The 21,776-nt window shown below is 42.7% G+C and carries 21 protein-coding genes; 10 read left to right on the forward strand and 11 right to left on the reverse strand.

The window, feature by feature from the left end:
• Positions 1-19: 19 nt before the first annotated feature.
• Together QR721_RS10820 and QR721_RS10825 are read right to left on the reverse strand one after the other, a co-directional pair.
• Positions 20-502, reverse strand: a complete 483-nt coding sequence (locus QR721_RS10820) for a hypothetical protein (protein WP_348026836.1) — start codon at positions 500-502, stop codon at positions 20-22.
• Entirely contained in the window at positions 502-966 is a 465-nt protein-coding gene (locus tag QR721_RS10825) for a type II secretion system protein (protein ID WP_348026838.1), read from the reverse strand. Before QR721_RS10825 ends, QR721_RS10820 begins: the two co-directional genes overlap by 1 nt.
• A gap of 104 nt (positions 967-1,070) precedes the next feature.
• Here QR721_RS10825 and QR721_RS10830 point away from each other — a divergent pair, with 104 nt between their 5' ends.
• Both QR721_RS10830 and QR721_RS10835 read left to right on the forward strand, forming a co-directional pair.
• Positions 1,071-2,324, forward strand: coding sequence for a hypothetical protein (locus QR721_RS10830; RefSeq protein ID WP_348026840.1), 1,254 nt, complete (start codon positions 1,071-1,073; stop codon positions 2,322-2,324).
• A gap of 20 nt (positions 2,325-2,344) precedes the next feature.
• Positions 2,345-3,742, forward strand: a complete 1,398-nt coding sequence (locus tag QR721_RS10835) for a PulJ/GspJ family protein (RefSeq protein WP_348026842.1) — start codon at positions 2,345-2,347, stop codon at positions 3,740-3,742.
• Positions 3,743-3,906: 164 nt separating this feature from the next.
• Here the strand turns inward: QR721_RS10835 and QR721_RS10840 are convergent, their stop codons facing one another.
• Positions 3,907-5,451: an APC family permease gene (locus QR721_RS10840; RefSeq protein WP_348026844.1), complete on the reverse strand. Its 1,545-nt coding sequence runs from the start codon at positions 5,449-5,451 to the stop codon at positions 3,907-3,909.
• 172 nt (positions 5,452-5,623) lie between these two features.
• Between QR721_RS10840 and QR721_RS10845 the strand changes: the two genes are divergently transcribed.
• The 3 genes from QR721_RS10845 (at position 5,624) to QR721_RS10855 (ending at position 7,666) form a co-directional block, all read left to right on the forward strand.
• Positions 5,624-5,821: a CsbD family protein gene (locus tag QR721_RS10845; protein ID WP_348026846.1), complete on the forward strand. Its 198-nt coding sequence runs from the start codon at positions 5,624-5,626 to the stop codon at positions 5,819-5,821.
• A gap of 248 nt (positions 5,822-6,069) precedes the next feature.
• A complete protein-coding gene (locus QR721_RS10850) occupies positions 6,070-7,059 on the forward strand; it encodes an NAD(P)-binding domain-containing protein (RefSeq protein ID WP_348026848.1) in 990 nt (329 codons plus the stop codon).
• Positions 6,989-7,666 carry a sugar transferase gene (locus QR721_RS10855; RefSeq protein WP_348026850.1) on the forward strand — a complete coding sequence of 226 codons (678 nt, stop codon included), beginning with the start codon at positions 6,989-6,991 and terminating at the stop codon, positions 7,664-7,666. Before QR721_RS10850 ends, QR721_RS10855 begins: the two co-directional genes overlap by 71 nt.
• 176 nt (positions 7,667-7,842) lie before the next feature.
• On the opposite strand, the gene QR721_RS10860 is transcribed toward QR721_RS10855, so the two are convergent.
• Positions 7,843-8,502, reverse strand: a complete 660-nt coding sequence (locus QR721_RS10860; protein WP_348026852.1) for a response regulator transcription factor — start codon at positions 8,500-8,502, stop codon at positions 7,843-7,845.
• 342 nt (positions 8,503-8,844) lie between these two features.
• On the opposite strand from QR721_RS10860, the gene QR721_RS10865 reads away from it, so the two are divergent.
• Both QR721_RS10865 and QR721_RS10870 read left to right on the forward strand, forming a co-directional pair.
• Positions 8,845-9,930 carry a C40 family peptidase gene (locus QR721_RS10865; protein ID WP_348029831.1) on the forward strand — a complete coding sequence of 362 codons (1,086 nt, stop codon included), beginning with the start codon at positions 8,845-8,847 and terminating at the stop codon, positions 9,928-9,930.
• Between the two features lie 315 nt (positions 9,931-10,245).
• Positions 10,246-11,094 (forward strand): LysM peptidoglycan-binding domain-containing protein, encoded by an 849-nt coding sequence (locus QR721_RS10870; protein WP_431189499.1) that lies wholly within the window; start codon positions 10,246-10,248, stop codon positions 11,092-11,094.
• A 115-nt stretch (positions 11,095-11,209) separates the two neighbouring features.
• Here QR721_RS10870 and QR721_RS10875 read toward each other — a convergent pair whose 3' ends face one another.
• Together QR721_RS10875 and QR721_RS10880 are read right to left on the reverse strand one after the other, a co-directional pair.
• Positions 11,210-11,746 (reverse strand): transcription repressor NadR, encoded by a 537-nt coding sequence (locus QR721_RS10875; RefSeq protein WP_348026854.1) that lies wholly within the window; start codon positions 11,744-11,746, stop codon positions 11,210-11,212.
• A gap of 28 nt (positions 11,747-11,774) precedes the next feature.
• Entirely contained in the window at positions 11,775-12,935 is a 1,161-nt protein-coding gene (locus QR721_RS10880; protein WP_348026856.1) for an IscS subfamily cysteine desulfurase, read from the reverse strand.
• Positions 12,936-13,079: 144 nt separating this feature from the next.
• On the opposite strand from QR721_RS10880, the gene nadB reads away from it, so the two are divergent.
• From nadB to nadA, 3 genes are read left to right on the forward strand one after another with little or no spacing between them, the layout of a single operon-like run.
• On the forward strand, positions 13,080-14,630 hold the full coding sequence (nadB, locus tag QR721_RS10885; protein ID WP_348026858.1) for an L-aspartate oxidase: 1,551 nt from the start codon (positions 13,080-13,082) through the stop codon (positions 14,628-14,630).
• Positions 14,631-14,654: 24 nt separating this feature from the next.
• Positions 14,655-15,548: a carboxylating nicotinate-nucleotide diphosphorylase gene (gene nadC, locus QR721_RS10890; protein ID WP_348026860.1), complete on the forward strand. Its 894-nt coding sequence runs from the start codon at positions 14,655-14,657 to the stop codon at positions 15,546-15,548.
• Complete coding sequence (gene nadA, locus QR721_RS10895; RefSeq protein WP_348026862.1) at positions 15,545-16,657, forward strand: quinolinate synthase NadA; 1,113 nt, start codon at positions 15,545-15,547, stop codon at positions 16,655-16,657. Before nadC ends, nadA begins: the two co-directional genes overlap by 4 nt.
• 45 nt (positions 16,658-16,702) lie before the next feature.
• Here the strand turns inward: nadA and QR721_RS10900 are convergent, their stop codons facing one another.
• The 5 genes from QR721_RS10900 to QR721_RS10920 form a co-directional block, all read right to left on the reverse strand.
• Positions 16,703-16,855: a YvrJ family protein gene (locus QR721_RS10900; RefSeq protein ID WP_348026864.1), complete on the reverse strand. Its 153-nt coding sequence runs from the start codon at positions 16,853-16,855 to the stop codon at positions 16,703-16,705.
• Positions 16,856-16,917: 62 nt separating this feature from the next.
• Positions 16,918-17,133, reverse strand: coding sequence for a DUF2922 domain-containing protein (locus QR721_RS10905; protein WP_348026866.1), 216 nt, complete (start codon positions 17,131-17,133; stop codon positions 16,918-16,920).
• Between the two features lie 29 nt (positions 17,134-17,162).
• Positions 17,163-17,387 (reverse strand): DUF1659 domain-containing protein, encoded by a 225-nt coding sequence (locus tag QR721_RS10910; protein WP_348026868.1) that lies wholly within the window; start codon positions 17,385-17,387, stop codon positions 17,163-17,165.
• A gap of 104 nt (positions 17,388-17,491) precedes the next feature.
• Positions 17,492-19,021, reverse strand: coding sequence for a glycosyltransferase (locus tag QR721_RS10915; protein ID WP_348026870.1), 1,530 nt, complete (start codon positions 19,019-19,021; stop codon positions 17,492-17,494).
• Positions 19,022-19,156: 135 nt separating this feature from the next.
• Positions 19,157-21,775, reverse strand: coding sequence for a YfhO family protein (locus tag QR721_RS10920; protein WP_348026872.1), 2,619 nt, complete (start codon positions 21,773-21,775; stop codon positions 19,157-19,159).
• Between the last annotated feature and the right edge of the window lies 1 nt (position 21,776).

The raw sequence follows: 21,776 nt of genomic DNA on the forward strand, positions 1-21,776 counted from the left end.
GGTATGGTCCTTTCTTTGGTTATTGGGCTGAATCTGGCTTTTCAATTTCAATTTTGCTTATTTCAGTTATTTCTTTTGATTTTTCTTTTGATTTGGATACACCTAGAGCTGTCACTGTAACTTGCCAAGTGTTCCTATCTATAATAGTAGATTTAATTTGATAAAAATGAGTTTCATCTAAACTGATTAGCGGGCTTTGAATGTTTTCTATATTCGCATAAAATTCATTTCTCATTTGCTCTTGTGTTTTCTTATCTTTTCGAGTGATATTTGCTTCCAGGTCTTGTTCATACAGTCTAAAAGCATCACTGACTTTTTCTCCCGCACGATCCAGCCCCATCCTCGCAAGATTCCTAGCATCAATTGCCTGATCCGTCAGTTGAATCTGCTTTTGTGTATTAGTCATCTGAGCTGCAAGGACCGTAGCAAAAATCATTAGAAGCATAATGATACCAAGTACAACAACGAGTGCTGCTCCATGTTCATTTTTTAATCGCTTCATTAATCATTCCCTCCATTGTAGAAAGCAAATGATTCCATGATGAAACCGGTCTCCGCATTTTTTATTGCAAAATGGACACGCATTAATTTTTCACCAACTTCTTCATTGTCCAAGCATGCGTTCATACTTATCTCATACTCCACTCCATTTATGGTTTCTTTTTTAGAATATGAGTCAGCTTCATTATCTGAAGTTGACAGTATGACTGGTGAATAACCAACCGAACAATTTGGTTTTTCCTTATATAATTCAGCCAGTCCGGAGTACTTTCCTTTATATATTCCGTGTGCAACCTTTGCCGATAAGTTGCTTGATACGAGTTCCTTCTCAGAAGCTTTTGACCAAGTGATCATTTGTGGAAAAATTGAGAGAAAAACCGAAATAACGACCGCAAGCAGGACAATAGATGCTATAATTTCTATAAGTGTAAAGCCGTTTTCAGGACTATTAACCTTATATCGCATCAGTAATTCGGCCCCCTTCATCCAGATATTAACTTCATTATAACAGCTTGCAAGGTGCTTTTGGCATTTATATGTGGAGTAAAAGAAAGGATGCAAAATACCCAATGCTGAATGATGAAAAAGGTCTCTCACTTGTTGAAATCCTAGCAGGAATTGTCCTGCTTGGTATTATCACAACCCTCACCACGATAATCCTCACAAACTCATTTGATAGGAAAGAAACAGCTGGTAAGCAGATTAGTCTAACGCAAGAAACAAATGAAATGATAAGCAGTTTAAGAAACGAATATTTTAGAGAAGAAAATATTAATAATTACAAAAATAATCAAAAAGTCTGTTTTAATAAGGGAAACTTGGATATTGATTTAGAAAAAACAAATAAATCCATTCTTGAAGGACCCTATCCAAATGGGGAATTTGAGCAGTTGGAGGATAACATCTGCCTAACTAACTTCGATTACTCAGAACCTGTTGAATTTACTCTTTATACTTACAATGATAAAAAAGAACTTCATGTCAGCTCGCTCCTTCCTCGGCGTATTCAAATAGGAAGCGAATCCAATACATTGGCTGGCTGTGCCATTAAACTAAATAAACCTACAGTATATGATACGCTTCCTTGCACAGCAAAAGGAGATACTATATGGACTGGTAAAAGGACATCCTGTAAAGAGACCGTCATACAAGGCAACCTATTATCAAAAGGAGCCCTAGATGAAAGTTCCTTAGATGATAAAACTTTGTACGTCAGTAAAAATGCTTGTTTTGCCAATTCAATACAACCTAGAAATGCAAAGATAGAAATAAAAAGAAATGCTGAATTCACTAACCAAGTTGAATTCGAAATAGGCAGTACATTAACTGTTCGTCACAATGCAAAATTCAGTAATCAGCAAACACAATTTTATGACGATTCTACTTTCAAGATCTATGGAGATGTGATATTCGAAAAGGGTCTGCAAACACAAGCTAGCGTTTTAAAGAATCTATATATAAAAGGAGATGCAACATTCAGCGGGCCATTCCAATTAAAGAATTTTACACAATTGCAAATAGATGGCTTTGTAACCTTTAATGAAATTGTCGAATTGCAAAACCAGTCTGCTTTAAATATAAAGAAACACACGCTTTTTAATAAGGAAACTGATATAAATAAATCTTCTGTTCTTATAGACTCAAGTTTAGATTCTCTTAGCGGAAAATTTCATCTAAGTAACGGTTCAATACTAAAAGCAAATGGGGACGCTAGGCTTAAGACTAGTTCTCTACAAATAAGTGATGATTCAATATTTTGTGCTAGAAGTATAGATACAGGAAAATACCAAGGTAAAGTAAACATATCCAATAAATGTAACTAGATATAAGGAGAATTCACACCATGACCAACAACGAAAAGGGTCTCTCACTCGTCGAAGTCCTTGCTGGCTTGGTTCTGCTTAGCATCATTTCAACTTTGACGACAATGATCTTAATTAATGTTTTTAAAAGTAATGATACAGCTGCGGAAGAAATCAGCATCAAACAGAATGCGAATGTGATGATGAGTGAATTCCAGCGACAATATTATGAAACGGCAGATACTACGCTCTGTTTCAACCCGCCTGCCGGACTTTCAATCGATAAGAAAACAACTGTTGATAATGGCGGGGCTCCGATTGAGATGGATGAGAATTATTGTGTTCACGATGTTGTGCGTAAAGAACCACTTAATGTTGATTTATATGTAAAAGGTAATAACAGTAATAAACAGCTGGCACTTAAAACAACGCTTGTGAAAGGTGGCCAGCAAAAGCTAACGAATACCGATACTGTACCTGATGCACCTTGTCCAACCAAACGTCCAATTGACTATATCGACCTTACGAAGCAAAAGGATTCTTCCCTTCCTTGTAATGCGACTGGAAATTACATATGGAATGGCAAATCATCTTGTCAAAAACCACCTAAGATTGATGGCAACCTATATATCACAGACGAGTTTGAAAAAGATAACTATAATCTGAATGTAACGGGGACGGTTACTTTTCAAAATGAAGTCGATCTAGATAAACACAGCACTCTGACAATTGGCAAAAATGCTTGTTTCAATGATGAAACACAATTTGATGACAGTACAATCACTGTCGGGGGCTCTAGCATTTTTGCTAATGAGTTTGACATGGACAACAGCAATATGAACATCGTTGGCAATGCACAATTCTACCGGGAATTTGACGTTGATGACAGCGAGGTAACGATTGGGGGCAATGCGGAATATTTCAATGAATTCGATGTGGAGGACGGTAATATCCGTATTAGCGGGACGGCTGTTTTTCATAAAGAGTTTGATTTCGAAGGCGAAGATCAAGATGGTGATAATGATCAATCGAAATATCTCGTCAGTATTGGCAATGGTGCAACGTTTAAAGATGAGTTTGATTTTGATGATGGCACTTTGAAAATTATAGGCTCTGCTGAGTTTTCTAGTAAAGCAGATTTTGATGAAACATTCGTCAACATTGGTGGACTTTCCAGTTTCTTGGGCGAGGCTGATTTTGAGAAGAGTACTGCAGCACTCGGCTCAGCTTTCTTTAATAGTAAAGTAGAGATTGGTAAAACATCCATGACAGTTGCAAAAGACCTCACTTCCAAGTCTGTTGAATTTAAAATAAAAGACAAATCCTCACTTCATGTTTTAGGTACCTCAACTTTCAGTAAGAGACCTGAATTAAGTGACGATAGTACAATCTGCCTAAAGAGTGACCCAGCTTCTAGCAGCCGCTCCTGTCCTAATTAGAAAAGGAACCCTCGCCATGTTGGCAGGGTTCTTTTTTTCGGTTACAGGAACTAATTAAAATTGTTTCGCCCGCCTTCTGCTTTTCATGAGACTATCATCTCCTTCCCCCGCCCCACAAAAAATCCCCTGCCCTCTTCGGACAGGAGATTCCCTAACTTTACAAACTATGAAACTGTCTCTCCTCCATTTGCCGCTAATGCTTCCGCTTCCCGAATTTCATCAGGGTGCGTACCACCGAGGTCCAGCTTTTTGCCGAGGATGAGATAGCTAAGTTCATCGTGACTGATTGCATTGTATTCTTTACGTTTAGCCATATAGAATACAATTCCAAGTATAGCCCAGATAATCAAAGCAATGAATGCTTGTTTACCCATGAATGCTGGCGAGCCTGGGATAAGAAGCAAGAGGATAAATCCAATACTTGCGATTGCTCCGAAACCAGAGATTCCCTTCTTAATCGGTGATGCAACAAGGGATTCCCCAGCTGCTGCGTCTTTTTCAGACCATGTGAACAATTTATACGCTGTTAGTGATGTATAGAAGTAAGCGATGGATACTCCAATTGATGACATATCCACAATCCACAGAAGTACTTGGCGTCCAAAGAATGGTGCAATCATCGCAATGGCAACTGTTATGATGACAGCTGTCTTAGGCGTACCATGTTTGGCGCTTGTTTTACCAATAAAACTAGGCAATACTTTTGCTCGTGACATTGCGAACAGAAGACGGCTCGCAGATAGGATAAAGCCGTTCAATCCTGTGAAAATACCCATTACGAGTGCGATGGCAAGAATAGCAACACCGCCGGTCCCGACAACGCTTTTAATTGCATCAGCTGTTGCCCATGTGCTGGAGCTCCCAGAAAGCTTCTGCCAAGGTGCTGTAATACCTGCTGCAAAAATCATGACACTGTACAACAACGCGGCTACGATTAAAGCAAAAATAATTAATCCGAATGCTTTTTTAGATGAAAAATTGAATTCCTCAGCAGCCTGCGGAATGTTGTCAAACCCGACAAACGCCCAAGGTGCAATGGCGACAATGGACAAAATTGCAGCCCATGGTGCCTTATCTGGTGTGAACAGAGGTTTTAGATTTTCAACATCTGTATTTGGTGAAGCACCGAGCCAGCCTGCAATCGCAGCAACACCTGCAATCATGATGACACAGAAGATGAACTGCATGCTTCCAGAAAGACCGCCACCTCTTGTATTCAAATAACCGAAGATTGCTAGAAGAACGACAGCGATCAGGATTTCTGGCAAATACACATTCCATCCTGCAAGTTCATACATGCGCAAGTTTTCGATAACAGACGGGAACAAGAATTTGATCATAAGTACGAAAGCTGATGCATTCAATGCAACGATACATATATAACCGAATGTCAGGAACCATGAGCAGAAGAATGCATGCTTCCGCCCCATTCCAATGAAGGCGTAAGCGAATTCACCGCCTGATACGGGGAATTTATGAATGAGGAATCCATAACTGACCGCAATCAGCATCATAAGTACTGCTCCGATTCCAAATCCGACCATAACACCGAGTGGTCCGGCCTCTCCCATCCAAGTCGTCGGCTGTACAAATGCACCCCAGCCAATGGATGAACCAAGAGCAATGGCCCATACCCAATGAGGCTTTAATGATTTATCGAGTGTTTCCCTATTTGGTTTATTTGGTATTCGAACCTTTTCCTTCTTCATCTTTTTTCTCCTTCTCTTGGCAAGTAGCCAGGACGTTTCCTCTCTTATAACCGGAGAAAATAATTTCTAAACACGTCGCAGGATGTCAATTTGTGGCGGTTCGATATTTGTTTCACTTTTGTGCATGCTGGGAAAAGCATAAGCAGACTAATAAAAAAAGGAGACGATACAAATGGCAGAAGAAAGAAGAAAAGATGGAATGGATCACAAAATAGAAGGTGCTGCCGACAAGATGAAAGGCGAAGCAAAGGATCAGATCGGCCAGCTTACTGATGACAAATCAAAGCAAGCAGAAGGCAAATGGGATAAATTGAAAGGCGAAGCGAAAGACTCGCTTGGCAATATGAAAAATAAAATGGATCGGGATTGATAGAAAAAATGGCGGTCGGACTATTTTCCGGTCGCCATTTTTTATTCAATTTATTAAGAGGTCTTTCTACCGAACCTTCCCCAACATAGCCACTCTACTATCACCCTGCTTCTCAACTGCACATTTCCCAATTTAACTATTTCGTGCTTTTCTGTTAATACTGGATTCATGATTAAAGAAAATATAATATACTAGAAAAGATGACGATTAAAGTTGGTGATTTTTTGCATAATCATATGATAGAAAAATTGAATTTTGAACTAGAGTACTTGAAGAAATCCAATTCGCGTACCGCAATCGCGATTAGTACGACAGCTAGTCATGCAGCTCCCTTTCTTCTGTTGCCACGGAGACAAGCCGACGGTGTAGCTCTTAGCAGCTTCATGATCAATAATGAGACTCTGCTTAAGGGGATTCTAACGTTTTTTGATGGTGAAGTTGACAGCATTCTCATTGATGTCGAACCAAAACAAAAAATTCGCCTCATGCCGATTGCAGAAAAAACAGTCCGAAAATCTCACCTTGTTGCCATGAAGCCGAACGATGTAACACTTGAATCATGCGCTCTTCTCATTCATCACTATCTTGGTGAGAATCTGGAAGAGTTCAGATTTCTTATTCTTGGTACTGGCAACCTAGCCGGAAAAACGGCTTTGCGCCTTGCCGAAAATGGAGCAGCGGTATATATTGCAGGCCGTTCTCCTGAAAAAGTAGAAAAACTGCTCGGCGGGCTGAATTTGATGCTGCCTGCTCATGCCAATGAGATTCAAGCATGTCGAGAGGAAACAGGAACAATGGATGCCGTCATTTCCTTCATTTCAGGCATATGGGAAAATGAAGAGCTGCTTGAATCTGTAATTGAATCAGACACATTGCTCATCGACGGCGGAATCGGCAATTTCTCATCACACTTCCTGGAAAAGATGCTTGCCCAAAATGTGCGGATGACACGGCTTGATACGCGGATTGCCCTGCCACATCAGTTGCTAGGAATGCACGTTTATCCAAAGGACTTTTTCGAAAAGATTCATGGAACCGAATTTATTGAAGGAATCCCGGTCGCAGCAGGTGGTTTCGTCGGACCATATGGAACGGTTATCGTGGACCGGATTCAGGAACCGCAGCAAGTCATCGGCATTGCCGACGGGAAAGGAGGAGTAATTAGAGATGGAGCAATTGAAACACGTGGACAACATGCAGTCGACAAGGTCAAAAAAGCAATTTCAATTATTTATTAAGCGTTTGTTTGATATCATATTTAGCTTAATCGCCCTTATCCCATCGAGCATCGTCTTTCTGATCGTCGCCATTATGATTATTAAAGAAGATGGTCTTCCCGTCTTTTTCAAGCAGAAACGGAGCGGCAAGGATGGAAAGACATTTCTTATGTATAAATTCCGCTCTATGAAAGTTCAAAAAGCTAGTGAGACTTCTGTTTCAAAGCCAAGTCCCTATAACTGGACAGATGGCGTGCCAGATGATTTCGTTTTCAAATCCGCTACATCTGCCAATCCGAATGTGACACGGACAGGAGCGTTCATCCGCAAGTACAGCCTCGATGAGCTTCCTCAGTTCATCAATGTACTTAAAGGAGAAATGAGTATAGTTGGGCCAAGACCGGAAATTATTGAAATAACAAAATGCTACAATGCCGAACAACGACGCCGCCTGCTCGTAAAACCTGGTATTACGGGGCTCGCACAAGCGAATGGGCGCAGCAACATGGATCATGGCGAGAAAATGAAATGGGATCTCCGTTACGTCAACCATTTCAGCATCTGGCTCGACTTCAAGATACTGCTAAAAACAGTCGGACAAGTGTTTACTGGAAAAGGTTCCTTTTAGAACTGTCCAAAGCCTGTCGTGTACGAATTGAGCATAAACATTGAGCTGGAGTTCAAATGAACCAGCTCTTTTTTTGGCTTTTGTTGCAGCTCGCATATACGCTCTCCCGCTCATGTACCACAAAATAAACCCAGGCCCCCTGTCATTCGACGGGAGGCCTGGGTTTTCTCTATATATTAGGATTCCAACAAACCTTGAAGATAATTGCTCGCTTTCTCCCGGTGATGTACACCGAGCTTACTATAGATCGAGCTAATATAATTTTTCACTGTTCCTTCTGTCAGTTCGAGCATTTCTGCCATTTCCCGGTTCTTTTTGCCTTCCATCAGATGGTTGGCCACTTCAAGTTCTCTTTTTGAAAAAGTGATATTTTCCTTTTTCAGCTTGTAATCAAGCATCTCAACCTGGTTATATCCGAACTCTTCAATACGTTTTGCAATCTGCTTGATCGCTTCTCCTGTAAGGACAACCTGATCATTATATACGTCTCGGATGGACAGGATGAGCCTTTCGGGAGCAAGGTCTTTCATTAGGACACCATCCGCTCCTGATGCCAATGCTGTGATTAGGAACTTTGGATCTGGATTATTGGAAAGCAGGACAATTTTGATGCTTGGATCTCTCTCTTTAATGCGCATCGTAGAATCTATTGTATCTGATTCTCCCAATTGTGGATCCATCAAGATGATATCTGGAGATTCCATTTCAATCAATTCAGCAGCTTCCTCCCCTGTAGAAGCTGAGCCGATGACATGGATATCTTCTGTACTTGAAAGAATGGCTATGATGCCCTCTCTAAGAAGCCGCTGATTTTCTGCCAGCAGAACTTTAATCATCCATTCTTCCCCCCTTTTAATATTGTGTCTCTTTCTAGAACAGGAGTTTGTCCCTATATGTTTATTGACAAATACCTAGCTGTGAAGTTAAAGTGAAACCTGACTGCAAGGCTATTCTATCGTTCGGATGCCCCTCCTGCTAAAAATTCTTTTCTCTATTTTAGCAGATAACCGCTTACAGACAACATAATATGAGGATTTCCGACTTCATTTTTCACAAATTTTTCCTAATAGCAATTATAATTCATTGTTTTATAGACGATATAAAAGGGAATCTCAAATTTTTGTCCAAATGTATTCAGTAGGGCATTCGATTATATGAGTCAAATCGACTGGGGAAGGATGTTGAGTTTGCAAAATAAAAAAATGATATTTTCTGTCACAGCGACTGCAGCCATAGCCGCCTCATTTGCTGCGGCGGACAAAGCTGAAGCGGCGACTTACAAAGTCAAGAGTGGTGACACCTTGTCAGTAATCGCAGCTAAGTACAAGACGACAGTTGTTTCGCTTAAATCTGTCAATAAGCTCAAGAGTGATACAATTTATGTTGGGCAAACTTTGGAAACTGCCGCAAAGCAGACTTCCTCTACTTCTACTTCGAAAAAGCCGTCCAAAACAAGTTCGACAGCGCAATATGTTGTCCAAGCTGGGGATTCACTGTCCAAGATTGCTTACGGTCATGGTCTTTCCATTGACGAACTAATGAAGTTGAACAATCTATCCACAACTTTGATCCGACCTGGGCAAACTTTGAAAATCGTTGGTACCGGGGTTGCACAATCTGATAAGCCTGTACAAGTAACACCAACAAAGCCTAATGTAGAGAACAAACCTGCAACACCTCAACCTACCCAAGGTACGGCGTATACTGTTGTAAGTGGCGATACTCTTTCTGGCATTGCAAGCAAGACAGGCATTACAGTTGCTGTACTCAAATCTTTAAACAATCTTTCTTCCGACATTATTTATGTAGGTCAAAAACTTACTTTGAAAGGCTCTTCTTCCAGTGGTTCTTCAGGCACAGGAAATGTTCAGCAGACTGCCAAGCCTTCACAACCCGGTTCTTTCAATGTAAGCTCCTTGATTTCTACTGCCCAATCACAAATCGGTACTCCTTATGTTTGGGGCGGTTCGGCTCCTGGAGGTTTTGACTGCAGCGGTTTCATTCATTACGCATATAATAGTGCAGGAAAAACAATGTCCCGAACTTCTGCGGCTGGTTATTTCAACCGATCAGCTTATGTAACAAAACCACAGCCTGGCGATCTCGTTTTCTTCAAAGATACATATGCAAGAGGCATCTCTCATCTTGGAATCTATCTCGGCGGCGGCGACTTCATTCATGCCGGCGGCGACAGAGTGCAAATCTCCAATGTGAACGATTCCTATTGGAGCAAGCATTTTGATAGTTACAAACGATTCTACTAATACTTAAAAAAGAAGCAGTCCGGTACTAAACCTGGACTGTTTTTCCTATTTTCAAACAATTCTATCGGGAATAACTCCCGTTTATATTACATAATATTTCAAAGAAGACGGACTTTATTAACAATGTAACAGTCACATTACAATACAATTACAAATCGCCTATTAGTCTATTAACTTGCCAGAAGACTTGGTATGATGATGTTGCTTTAGTAAATAGTGCTAAAACAAAAACAGTCAAATTAACTCAATAGACAACTGCAAAAAAACATAAAGTTTCAAAAATCTGCAAGACAATTCTGAGGGGGATTTTTTACATTGCGTTATAAAAAATTGATTATGTCCGTTACAGCTACTGCAACAATCGCAGCTTCATTCATTGGTGCCGGTTCAGCAGAGGCAGCAGCCTACAAAGTCAAAAAAGGCGACACTTTGTACTCAATCGCTCACAAAAACAAAACTTCAGTATCCAGCTTGAAATCAATTAATAAACTGAAGAGCAGCAATATCAAAGTCGGACAAGTACTTCAAACGACTGCAAAGAAAAAAGCAGCTTCCAGCAAAACGAAAGTCGCAAAGTCAGCTGCTGTTAAAACAGCTTCAACAAAAGTATATACAGTTAAAAAAGGCGATACACTTTACAGAATCGCTACAAATAATAAAATCAGCGTCAACACGCTAAAAGCATGGAACGGTTTGAAATCCAACAATATTAAAGTCGGCCAAAAGCTAACAGTTAAAGGCGGCAAAGCTGTTAAATCTTCATCTGTTAAGCAAACTTCAAACAACGTAAGCTCTGCAGGCTACGATGTGGACAAGCTTATCTCAGTTGCTAAAGATCAGCTAGGCACTCCATATGTGTTCGGTGGTTCTAGCCCAAGCGGTTTCGACTGCAGTGGTTTCATCAGCTATGTTTACAACAAAGCTGGTAAATCTATCGGTCGTACTTCTGCAGCAGGCTTCTATAGCAAAGCTTCATCAGTAAGCAACCCTGAAGTTGGTGACCTTGTATTCTTCGCTGGTACTTACAAGTCAGGTATTTCACATGTTGGTATCTATATCGGTGGCAACCAGTTCATCCATGCTGGCGGCGACAGAGTTCAAATTACTAGCTTGAGCAACTCTTACTGGAAGTCTCATTTCCACAGCTACAAGCGTTTCAACTAATCTTGTTCGGTTAAAGCAGATCCGTGACGACGGGTCTGCTTTTTATTTACCCGCTATTTCGACAGATAAACACGAAAAACGAATCCGAGTCAACAAATTTGACCCGGATTCGTTTTTATTCAAATATAAAGCCTCTCGTCTTCAATTCTTCGCAAGCAGCATCCAACTTATCCTCTGTCGTTGCTGCAATCGTATGAAGATGCAAACCATCTGTCAGCTCCAGCAACAAGGATGCGTTTGTCATTTTCAGCGAGCGGACGAATTTCTCTGCCTCCTGCCGATTCGTTATGTTCAGGATGCCGGTCAAATCTCCATAAACCGGATGTTCAACCCGGACATCATAGACATAGGCACCGCAATCGACAATTGCCTGTAATTCTTCCAAAGTTTCCTCAGGCTTATGCCGACAGACAATTGTACGTTGTTTCATCCCATCGGTTTTCTTTTCCATCATATAGACATACCCTTGGCTCGTTGCGATGATCGGTTCTTTTTTTGCTTTCAAAAGTGAGACATCCTGAACGATGATCTGCCTGCTGACATTTGTCATGTTTGCCAGCTCTCTTCCGGAAATCGGCGTCTCAGCTTTCTTTAACTGATCCAGTATAAATACCTGGCGTTCAGGTCCGGTCATTTTTCTACTATTGTCCACACCTGCTACTTCCCTTCTTTTCTTCGCTCTATATGCGTACCTTATCTTTTCTATTATAGAACGTGACGAGCGCCTCTTCCAGTTTAAGTAGAGCAGTCTCTAATGACTGTTCATCTGTCGAACGTCCAAAAGAAAGACGGATGAATTCTTTTGCTTCCATGTCACTGCGGCCAAGTACTTTCATAGCGCGTGGTGGTGCTGATTGTCCGACAAGACAAGCACTGCCGGTCGAAATGGCTACGCCGAGCCGATTCATCTCAAGCATCGCATACTGGCCCTCCATCCCGATAGGCCTGAGTGCTAACACATGCGGCAAATGCCAGGCAGGATCCGGGTGCCCTTCTATTGCTACCTTATGAGTTAGGCGCTGAAGTTCATGAATAGCCAGATTACGCAAATTTTCCAATCTTACTGATTCCTCAAGACTTCTTTCTACTGTCCATTTTGCTGATGCGGCAAAAGCACAAATTCCCGGGACATCAAGCGTTCCAGCACGAAAACCGCTCTCATGTGTTGTCCCTTCAATCTTCGGCAGCCAGCGAACTCCTGGACGGATGTAAACTGCTCCAATTCCTTTAGGTCCGCCTATTTTTGAGCTGGAAATAGAAATGCTGTCTACCGGAAGTTCAGCTAGGTTAAGAGGCTTTTTACCAAAAACCTGTGCACAGTCGGAGTGCAGAACAACATCAGCTTCCCGGCAAATGTCACCTATCGCTTCAAGCGGTTGTATCGTTCCAATTTCTCCGTTTCCATAATGGATGGAAGCCAGAATTGTATCTTCCCGGATTGCTTCTCTAATCTCTTCTGGATTCACTTGTCCATATTCATTGACGGGAATCCATGCAACTTCAAAGCCTTGCCTTTCCTTCTCTCTGAAATAATTGTAAACGGAAGAGTGCTCAAGAACAGTCGTAATGAGATGGCTCCCCTTCTTTCCCTGTCCTTTTATAATAGATTCCAGTGCGAGTTCATTAGATTCAGAACCCCCTCCTGTAAAATAGATTCCTTCCTTCTCTCCTCCAATTAAACGTGCAATCATGGCGCGGCTCGCTTCGACAAGTTCCGCTGCAGCTGTCCCCGTATTGTGGAGACTGATTGGATTACCAAAAAACTCTCTAGCTACTTTTGTATATACATCCAATGCTGTTTCTGTCATTGGTGTCGCTGCTGCATAATCAAGATAAATCACACCTGCACCCACTCTCTTATCGACATTTTTCTCGTATTATACGAAAAGCCTTGCCTTCCATTTAATCTTATGTAAATATTGGTGTCAAGACAGTTGTAAACTATTTGTATATTTCAAAAACCAACACCAAAGAGGTGCGTCCATATGAATGACCGTATCATCATCATTGGCAGCGGCATTGCTGCACTGGCCGCGGCTGATATTCTTTGCAAGACTAAAAATGTGATTATCTTCACAAAGTCACAAGTGTCAGATGGCAATTCAGTACTTGCCCAAGGTGGTATTGCTGCCGCTATTGATAAACAGGACAGCTGGCAGGAACATTTTGAAGACTCGCTCACTGCTGCATGCATGCACGCGGACTCTGCCACTCTGGAACTTCTCGTTAAAAATGGTCCCGCCTGCATCAAGAGACTGATTGCCAAAGGAATGTCTTTTGATAAAGATGCTTCAGGTCAACCAGATCTTGCACGTGAAGGTGCACACGGCAAGAGAAGAATCCTTCATAGCGGCGGAGACGCAACAGGACGTAAACTCATGGAATTGTTTATAAATGAATTGAAGGATAGCCCAAACATTACATTTCATGAAAATGAACTGGCAATTGAACTCATTGTTGGGGATGAGGGCCGGTGCTGTGGTGTGTATACGCGTAATGATGCTGACCGGCTGATTGCTCATGAAGCCGATGCTGTCATTCTTGCAACAGGTGGAACCGGGTCACTGTATAGTTGCACTTCGAATCACCCGAATTGCACAGGAGACGGTATTGCGATGGCTTACCGGGCAGGAGCTGAGATTGCTGATATGGAATTTATCCAGTTTCACCCGACGATCCTGCATCATGATGGAGAAAGCCTTGGCCTCGTCTCCGAGGCAGTCAGAGGAGAAGGTGCCATTTTAAAAAATGAATTGGGCGAAGCATTCATGGAAAATGTCCACCCGCTCCGTGATCTTGCTCCCCGTGATGTCGTTGCCAGAGCGCTCCATATGCAGTACCAAAATGGTCACAAAGTTATGCTTGATATATCACCGGTACGTCATTTCAGTAAGCGATTCCCGACAATTACAGAGATGTGCAGTAACAATGGAGTTGATGTGGAACAATCCTCTATTCCAGTCATGCCAGGTGCTCATTTCCTGATGGGTGGTATTAGAGTGAATCCGTACGGAGAAACTTCTTTGCCTGGACTTTTCGCCATTGGAGAGTGTGCCTGCACAGGTGTTCATGGCGCGAACCGGCTTGCAAGCAACTCTCTTTTGGAGGGGCTTGTATTCGGCAGCTTGACTGCGGGACGATTGCTCGATCATAAGCATTTCGAGGCGACCGTACAATCAAATCTTCCAAACAGAAAAGAACCATACAATGATCCAAAACTTCCTGAAATAGAAGAAATTCAGCAAAACATGATGCACTACGCCGGGCTTGTCCGCGATGAATCCGGTTTAAAAAAGCTGATTGCCTGGCTTACACAGCATGATTTTCTTAGTCTGGACTTGCGCCGCTGTTCCCGAGAAGCTGCTGAGAAAATCAATATGCTCACAACTGCTTGGCTTATCGCCACATCAGCGCTTGAACGGACGGAAAGCCGCGGTTCACATTTCCGGGCCGACTTCCCGGTAAGCAGTATAGATTGGCAAGGGAAACGGATCATTCACGAAATCTCAGAAAAAGTTTCTGCGACAGCAATATAGGAAGTGAAAATGGAGGAGAATCAGATGAATTTGTTGAACTTGCGCACAATGCTCAAATCCTTTCTCTTGGAGGACATTGGATCTGATGATTTGACGAGCAGCGCGATTTTCCCGCCCAACCTCGATGGAGAAGGTTATTTTGCAGCGAAAGAACATGGCATACTAGCCGGCAGTGAAATCATACGTGAGACATATCAACTGCTGGATCCATCAATCCGTGTGGAGCTTCTTCTATCTGATGGCAGCGAAGTGAAGCCTGGTGATAAAATTGCGTGTGTTTTCGGACCAATTCGGCAACTGCTCTCCGGTGAACGGGTCATTCTCAATCTCATGCAACGAATGAGTGGCATTGCAACATTAACAAAGGAATGTGTAGAAATCCTTAATGATCCTTCCATCCGTATACTAGACACGAGAAAGACTACACCCGGATTACGGATGCTCGAGAAATACGCTGTTCGTGTTGGTGGCGGCTGGAATCACCGGTTCGGCCTTTATGATGGCATTATGATCAAAGACAATCATATCGCCTTTTGCGGCTCCATAACAGAGGCGGTACATAAAGCGCGATCTCATGCCGGGCATATGGTAAAAATAGAAGTCGAGACCGAATCATCGGAACAAGTTGAAGAAGCAGTCGCTGCAGGAGCGGATGTCATTATGTTCGACAATCAACCTCCAGAAAGTGTCCGTGAATTGGTCAAACTAGTTCCAGAGCACATTTGGACCGAAGCATCCGGCGGAATTAATCCACAAAATCTGGCAAGTTACCGCAATACCGGTGTTAACGGAATTTCGCTCGGTGCTCTCACCCATTCTGTACGGTCACTGGATATTAGCTTTTTGGAAAAAGGCGGTAAGCCACATTATAAAAAAGTAGTATCTCTATCAAATCATGAAGGAGGCGGCGTACATTGAGCCTGCTCGAACTTTTGCAAGGTACTGAAAATCATCTGCTTCCTGCCCGTTACTCAGCTTTAAGTGATGATGAGATGGAACAACGCATTTGGTCTATTAAACATAAGATGAAAGAAAAGCTATACATCCCCGGACACCATTATCAGAAGGATGAAGTAATTCAATTCGCAGATGCCGCGGGTGACTCATTACAGCTCGCCCAACTGTCAGCTGCGAATAAAGAAGCAGAATTTATCGTCTTCTGCGGTGTGCACTTCATGGCGGAAACGGCTGATATTCTGACAGACTCTCATCAAAAAGTCATTCTTCCTGACATGCGCGCCGGCTGTTCAATGGCCGATATGGCGAATATTACACAGACAGAACGTGGCTGGAAAGTGATGCAACAAACATTTGGAGATACGATTCTGCCTCTTACATATGTGAATTCGACTGCCGCAATCAAAGCGTTTGTCGGACAGCATGGCGGAGCGACTGTCACGTCTTCCAATGCTAAGAAAATGCTCGAATGGGCATTTACCCAGAAGGAACGCATCCTCTTCCTTCCAGACCAGCACCTTGGACGGAATACGGCTTATGACCTTGGCATTCCACTTGATGAAATGGCAATCTGGAACCCAATTGCTGAGCGCTTCGAATATGACGGGGATGATTTGCAAAAGGTAAAAGTCATTCTATGGAAAGGACATTGTTCAGTCCATGAGAATTTCACTGTTGCCAATATCGAAGAGATCCGTCGGACAAAGCCGGAAACGAATATTATCGTCCACCCGGAGTGCAGCCGTGAAGTTGTCGCACTTTCCGATTATAATGGCTCGACGAATTATATAATTAAAACATTGGAAGCAGCTGAGCCTGGAACGAGTTGGGCTGTCGGCACAGAGATGAATCTTGTAAACCGTCTTGCAAAAGAACATGCGGATAAAGATGTTTTCTCACTGAATTCTATGATGTGCCCTTGCCTTACAATGAACAGGATTGATCTCGCTCACTTGCTTTGGTCCTTGGAATCCATTGAAGAAGGTCTCGTTCGCAACCAGATTATTGTTGATCCAGAAGTATCCAGATGGGCTGTTCTCGCCCTTGATCGCATGTTGGAAAGAGCATGACAAATAAGCCGTCCATCCCCTTATTAAGAGGGGTGGACGGCTTATTCATACTGGACGAAATGGCTGCATCTTATCAGGCAGCTTCCGGACCGATTCGATGAGTACATTCATTTTCCCTTCAATTCTATGCAAGAGATAAAATGTGACCATTATCGGGAAACCGACATCTGTGACGAGCGTAGCCCATGACGTATCCATGATCATGCCTCCTTTTTCTCTTGAAAAAGCCGGGCCGGCAATTTCTTGCCAGCCCGCTTCAGTTAATTCACTTCAATTTGTTCCACTTTCCGTTCAACAATCCGGGCGTCTACTTTTTTGACAAAGTCGCCGCCGGGCGATGTGAACACGCTGTTAGCAATAATTTCATCCATGGCAGCTGAGACGAGGAGCGGATCTACCGGTTCGCTCGGCTCTGTTATCGAAAGGGTACTCACCTTCCCCATCTCATTCTCGAACCTCAATTCCAATGTCTTCAATTGCCTAACTCCTTTCTATTATGTTTCTCTTAAGCTTTGACGATTTGCAGGTCGTCTCGTCTTTCCAATCTTGCAAGATCAAACTTTTGCAAGCCTGTAATCGCTGTTGCTACTGCAAGCAATTGTGCTGCCGTAGCACTTTCTTTGATGTTGTTGTACGTTCTCGTCTTGTAGATCGGCTGGCCAGTGTCAATATCAACACCGTGCTGTTGAATCAAGCGTAATTGAGTTTGGTAACGCTGTGCAATTGCCATATGTTCATCGCCTCCCTTCACCTCTATAATCGTGAAGTCAGTCGTTGAGGGGGCGTTTTTAAGAAATAAAAAACGACCAGTCTCGACTGGTCGCTGAATCTGAATCAGTTGTCTCCTACAATTTCTTCAATGAAGGCTTCCCATTTCCTTGCACACTGATCTTCATTATAATGCCTTCTAATATGGCGTCTTGCATTTACTCCCATTTCCATACAACTGGATGGATTCCGATACATATAAGCCATCTTTTCAGCAAGAGCATAGACATTGCTATTCTCCATAATATATCCTGTATGGCCATTTTCCACAATTCCCGATTGCATGTTGCTCTTCTTGGAGCAAACACCTATAACAGGGGTCTCGACAGACATACTTTCCATTGCAGGCAAGATTCCTTCACCATCACTGGAGATAATGATTGAAAATAGGGCTTGCTCACATATTTTAGATTCTTGAACAACAATCGTACTAAAGTCAGTCACTTCTTGTAGCCCAAGATCCTTTTGAAGCTTTTGAAAATGGGGTTTGTCACTTTCTCGTCCATGCAAATGCAGTCGAACAGCAGCATCTTGCATATAAACGAGTTGAAATGCGGTCATGATGAGTCGGTAATCTGTTTTTTTACTCTGATACATAAGCCCGACAGCAAGCCGCTTATCTTTTTTTCTTCGTTTAAATAGCCGGAATAGCCTTCTATCTTGTCTGGGGCAATGTGGGACGACATACATTTTATCTTCATTGCCGTACTTCCTGCCAAGCTCTATTTTCTCCGTCTCTGAATGGAGGAAAAAACCATCGAATTCCGAGAAATCCTGCATAGCCAAGTCATCGTTCAACTCTCCATCACCTGTTTTGGACAAATTGTTGAGGCGCATAATTTTGGCTACATCTTTAAATGCGACCTCTCGTAGAATCTCATCCGTCTCTCTACTATTCGATACTGTAACTGGCCGATCTGCACCTTCAAGCATTTTATTCAGCCAGTTCGCTTTTAGCCTCGCTGCGGATTTTGAAAATTCCTTGATAATCATTCCTTTGTCATTCAGGAGATGGGCTCGGTCAAACTCCCCGGTGAACCGGTCGTACCATATGGACATATATGCCTTGCCCTTCTTGTTGTAATAGATTTCCTGACGTCTTTCATCCATTGTCGCACCGATATATGTCTTCCTTTTCAGCTTGCCCCAGGGATTGTAATCCTCCCGGTAGCATCTGAACGGATCTTCCATATATTGAATCTGCGCCAGTGTCCCTGTCTTACCAAGGATAATGCGCTTAACGACCTTGCCCCGGCTCTTAATTTCATAGATGCTATCGGAGATTTTATCTATATGCCCCTGTTCTTCAAAAATCGCCACATCGAACACCGGCATTTCTTTTTTCACGAGTGAAGGCCGGCTGTATCCTGCCAGCTCCTCATGCATATTGCGGATGGACACCCGTTTATCGAGTGACGTTTGCAAATAGATTTCTGACCGCAGCAATGGGTAGAACCCATTAAAATCAAATGATAGCAATGTTGTCTCAAACCCTCTCGCCGCAAAAAGCGAGGCTTGCTTGATTGTTTCGAATGCAAGGCTGCTTTTTTCGAAATCCAATGTTTCTGCGAGAAAGAACATCTTCGGTTTCTGCATTCAGCCGGCCTTCCTTTCACTGTTTCCAAAGCGCTGTTATATTTAAAGGAGGTTGCAGCTTGAAACAGACGATTAGTGTATATCTCTACGTATACCCTTAAATCATCATGTTTCAACACATTTACCCATAATTATCTATATCGATTTTCTGCTGCGCTTCACATCAAAACATGCGAGTATTATACCAATCACGCTTAACAGAAGGGATAATAGAAAATAAGGTGGCCTGTAATGCAGTTCTATCTTATTAGAGCCATTTTCTAGAGGCAATGCGGTAAATGCATAATTCGCCTGGAGAATCGGACGTTTCTTTCCGTTTACTGTTGCTTGCCAGCCTTTCTCAAACGGGACCGGCAAAATAAGATAACTGTTCTCTTTGCCATTGTTCACCTTTGCACGTAATGTGCTGCCTCCATTCCAGTCAAGCTTTCCTGGAGATTCACCTTTACTTTGAACAGTTTTACGCAACAGACTGTAATCTTCCCCTTGCACTACAAGATTGCTTAGCGTGTAGCTTCCTTTAGGCAAGCGAATCGATACCGTCTTCTCACGTGGTATGCGAATTGTCAAATCGTCAGCGAATGTCCGATAAATCGATGTATTCGCTTTGCGCAAAGTATGATAGTCATTGACGGAGAGCTGATATTCATGCGGACTCGTATTCACGAGCCTTTCAAGGTGGAAGGAAACATAGAGATCTTTAACATCTGCGGGCAATCCTTTTACATTGATGTCAATGCCGCCTGTTTTCCCCTTCACCTTAAGCACTTTGCCGTCATACACAGCTCGATCCGGCTTGATTGAGAGATTTTGTTCTATTTTTAGCTTGGGAGCTTTGGAGAAATCACTAGCCTGGTTTTTATCCAAAATGACTCCGTCAAGCATTGCATGTTCTCGTTCCAGCATCGTGCCATCCTCAAGACTATCCTTACTGTAAATGCGGCTAGTCGTACGCATGAATGGGAGCATATTTTGATTGCGATAGGCAGCATAGCTTCCTTTTTCGGCGATTTTTTTAAAGCCGTATGGAACCGTCGCTTCTTCGCCCTTTTTAATAAGCATGTATTTTCCATTCGTGAGTGCATATAAATTTGCCCGCCCGCCCATCGTCGCATAACGGCTGACGCTTTCACGCTTCATATCAATTTGCAAGTTATCTAGATAGAATCGAAGCAGATGTTTGTTCAGGATGCTCGAGTACACACTCATCCCGAGGAACTGTTCAACGATTGGTGTATTGTTCCGTGTTGGAATCATCCAATCGATTCTTGCATGGGAATCTTTCTCTGCTTCCTGAATTTTGCGGATAAGCGCAACCTGGTCAGAGCCGATATATTTTTCACTCTTCATCATAGATTCTGTCGGCAATCGCTTTGACTCATCTCCTGCAAGCTCACGGACCTGGAATTCATAAGCAGTTCCGACCGAGATTGCAATAAGCAGTCCGGCAAGTAGCAGACGTGAGCCAGGACGGTTTTTAAAAAGGAAAAAAGCGATCAAGGCTACATAGACGATGGCGAGTCCTGTAAGCAGGAACGACTGACGCCAGTCCTCGAAACTGAGCAGGTACATATTTTCATCTTGGCGATAGAACATGTAATAGAGCAGTCCCGCTCCAATGAACGCGATGCCCATCTGTTGCCATTTCACCCTGTCAAGCATGTCCAGGCCAGCAGCCGCAAGTCCACCTGCGGCAAACCCGAGGAAATACTCCCATCTGTACTGAGGAGCGGAAAAACCATTGAACATACTCGCCACCATCGGGCTAAGATGCATAATCATGCCAAGAATCACAAGAATCGCAAAGAAACGGAATTTCTTGTTCCTGTAAAAAGAAAACAGGAAAAGACAAAAAACCGTAAAGGCGAGTATAAGGATGACCCTTCCTGACAATAGAAGATTATCAGGCATTTCAAATAGCGGGATTTCTCCTTTGAACGGTGGGCGCTCATTGTTCAAGTAGCCGTATGCTGATGGAATAAAGGAGACAGCACTAATGAGAAATCCAATTAGCCCCGATTTGACGAACAGCCACAGCTGCCGCTTCCATCCGAGCTCCCCTCCATCAGCCCGCACTAAGAACCGAATGACAATATAGATGCCTCCCAACAAAAAGTTGACATAGGCAAAATAGAAATTATCGAAAAGACTAATTCCTACCATTACAGTGAATAGGCCAATCTGTCCCCTTCGAATAATCCGCTCCGCCCCAAGTAGAAGTAGCGGCAACCAAAGCATCGCATCGGCAAAAAAGTCCCAATACATAATATGGCGGAAATAGATGATGCTCGTTCCATAAATGGCTGCAGCGAGCAAAGAAGCCACTTTGCTGAATTTCATATAGCGGAAGTAGCAGAAACTTGCAATGAGAATTGCCGCAAGTCTCAAAGTGCTTGCAACGAGAATTATATTTGCCCAATAAAATAAATCGGGATGATTAATCAGACCGGTAATTTCGAATAAATATGTAATACCGCATTGAATCCAGAAAACGATGGACGTTGCGTAATAATAGCCGAGCTGGGAATAAGTACCCCCTCCAAGCCCGAATCCTTCATTGTAAAAGAACTCGCCTTTTGAATATTGATCATAGAGCATTTGCTTGAATGGCAGCATTTGCGACAATCCATCGCCCGATCCTGTAAAATATCGGCCATCCAGCCATTCCCCAATGAGAAACAAATGACTCGCCAGCGAAATAATGAGAGCTGCTCCCGTGACGAGACTTGCATATTTCCAGTTTCGTTTATTCATA

This window comes from Aciduricibacillus chroicocephali (assembly GCF_030762805.1).
In the GTDB taxonomy this organism is placed as follows: Bacteria; Bacillota; Bacilli; order Bacillales; family Amphibacillaceae; genus Aciduricibacillus; species Aciduricibacillus chroicocephali.

Excerpts from the sequence above, each read along its gene's own strand:
- QR721_RS10915 (WP_348026870.1), bottom strand. The coding sequence starts at position 19,021 with ATGCAGAAACCGAAGATGTTCTTTCTCGCAGAAACATTGGATTTCGAA.
- QR721_RS10820 (WP_348026836.1), bottom strand. The coding sequence starts at position 502 with ATGAAGCGATTAAAAAATGAACATGGAGCAGCACTCGTTGTTGTACTT.
- nadB (WP_348026858.1), top strand. The coding sequence starts at position 13,080 with ATGAATGACCGTATCATCATCATTGGCAGCGGCATTGCTGCACTGGCC.
- QR721_RS10900 (WP_348026864.1), bottom strand. The coding sequence starts at position 16,855 with ATGGATACGTCATGGGCTACGCTCGTCACAGATGTCGGTTTCCCGATA.
- nadC (WP_348026860.1), top strand. The coding sequence starts at position 14,655 with ATGAATTTGTTGAACTTGCGCACAATGCTCAAATCCTTTCTCTTGGAG.
- QR721_RS10845 (WP_348026846.1), top strand. The coding sequence starts at position 5,624 with ATGGCAGAAGAAAGAAGAAAAGATGGAATGGATCACAAAATAGAAGGT.
- QR721_RS10910 (WP_348026868.1), bottom strand. The coding sequence starts at position 17,387 with ATGGCAATTGCACAGCGTTACCAAACTCAATTACGCTTGATTCAACAG.
- QR721_RS10840 (WP_348026844.1), bottom strand. The coding sequence starts at position 5,451 with ATGAAGAAGGAAAAGGTTCGAATACCAAATAAACCAAATAGGGAAACA.
- QR721_RS10860 (WP_348026852.1), bottom strand. The coding sequence starts at position 8,502 with ATGATTAAAGTTCTGCTGGCAGAAAATCAGCGGCTTCTTAGAGAGGGC.
- QR721_RS10825 (WP_348026838.1), bottom strand. The coding sequence starts at position 966 with ATGCGATATAAGGTTAATAGTCCTGAAAACGGCTTTACACTTATAGAA.
- QR721_RS10865 (WP_348029831.1), top strand. The coding sequence starts at position 8,845 with ATGTTGAGTTTGCAAAATAAAAAAATGATATTTTCTGTCACAGCGACT.
- QR721_RS10835 (WP_348026842.1), top strand. The coding sequence starts at position 2,345 with ATGACCAACAACGAAAAGGGTCTCTCACTCGTCGAAGTCCTTGCTGGC.
- QR721_RS10830 (WP_348026840.1), top strand. The coding sequence starts at position 1,071 with ATGCTGAATGATGAAAAAGGTCTCTCACTTGTTGAAATCCTAGCAGGA.
- QR721_RS10920 (WP_348026872.1), bottom strand. The coding sequence starts at position 21,775 with ATGAATAAACGAAACTGGAAATATGCAAGTCTCGTCACGGGAGCAGCT.
- QR721_RS10855 (WP_348026850.1), top strand. The coding sequence starts at position 6,989 with ATGGAGCAATTGAAACACGTGGACAACATGCAGTCGACAAGGTCAAAA.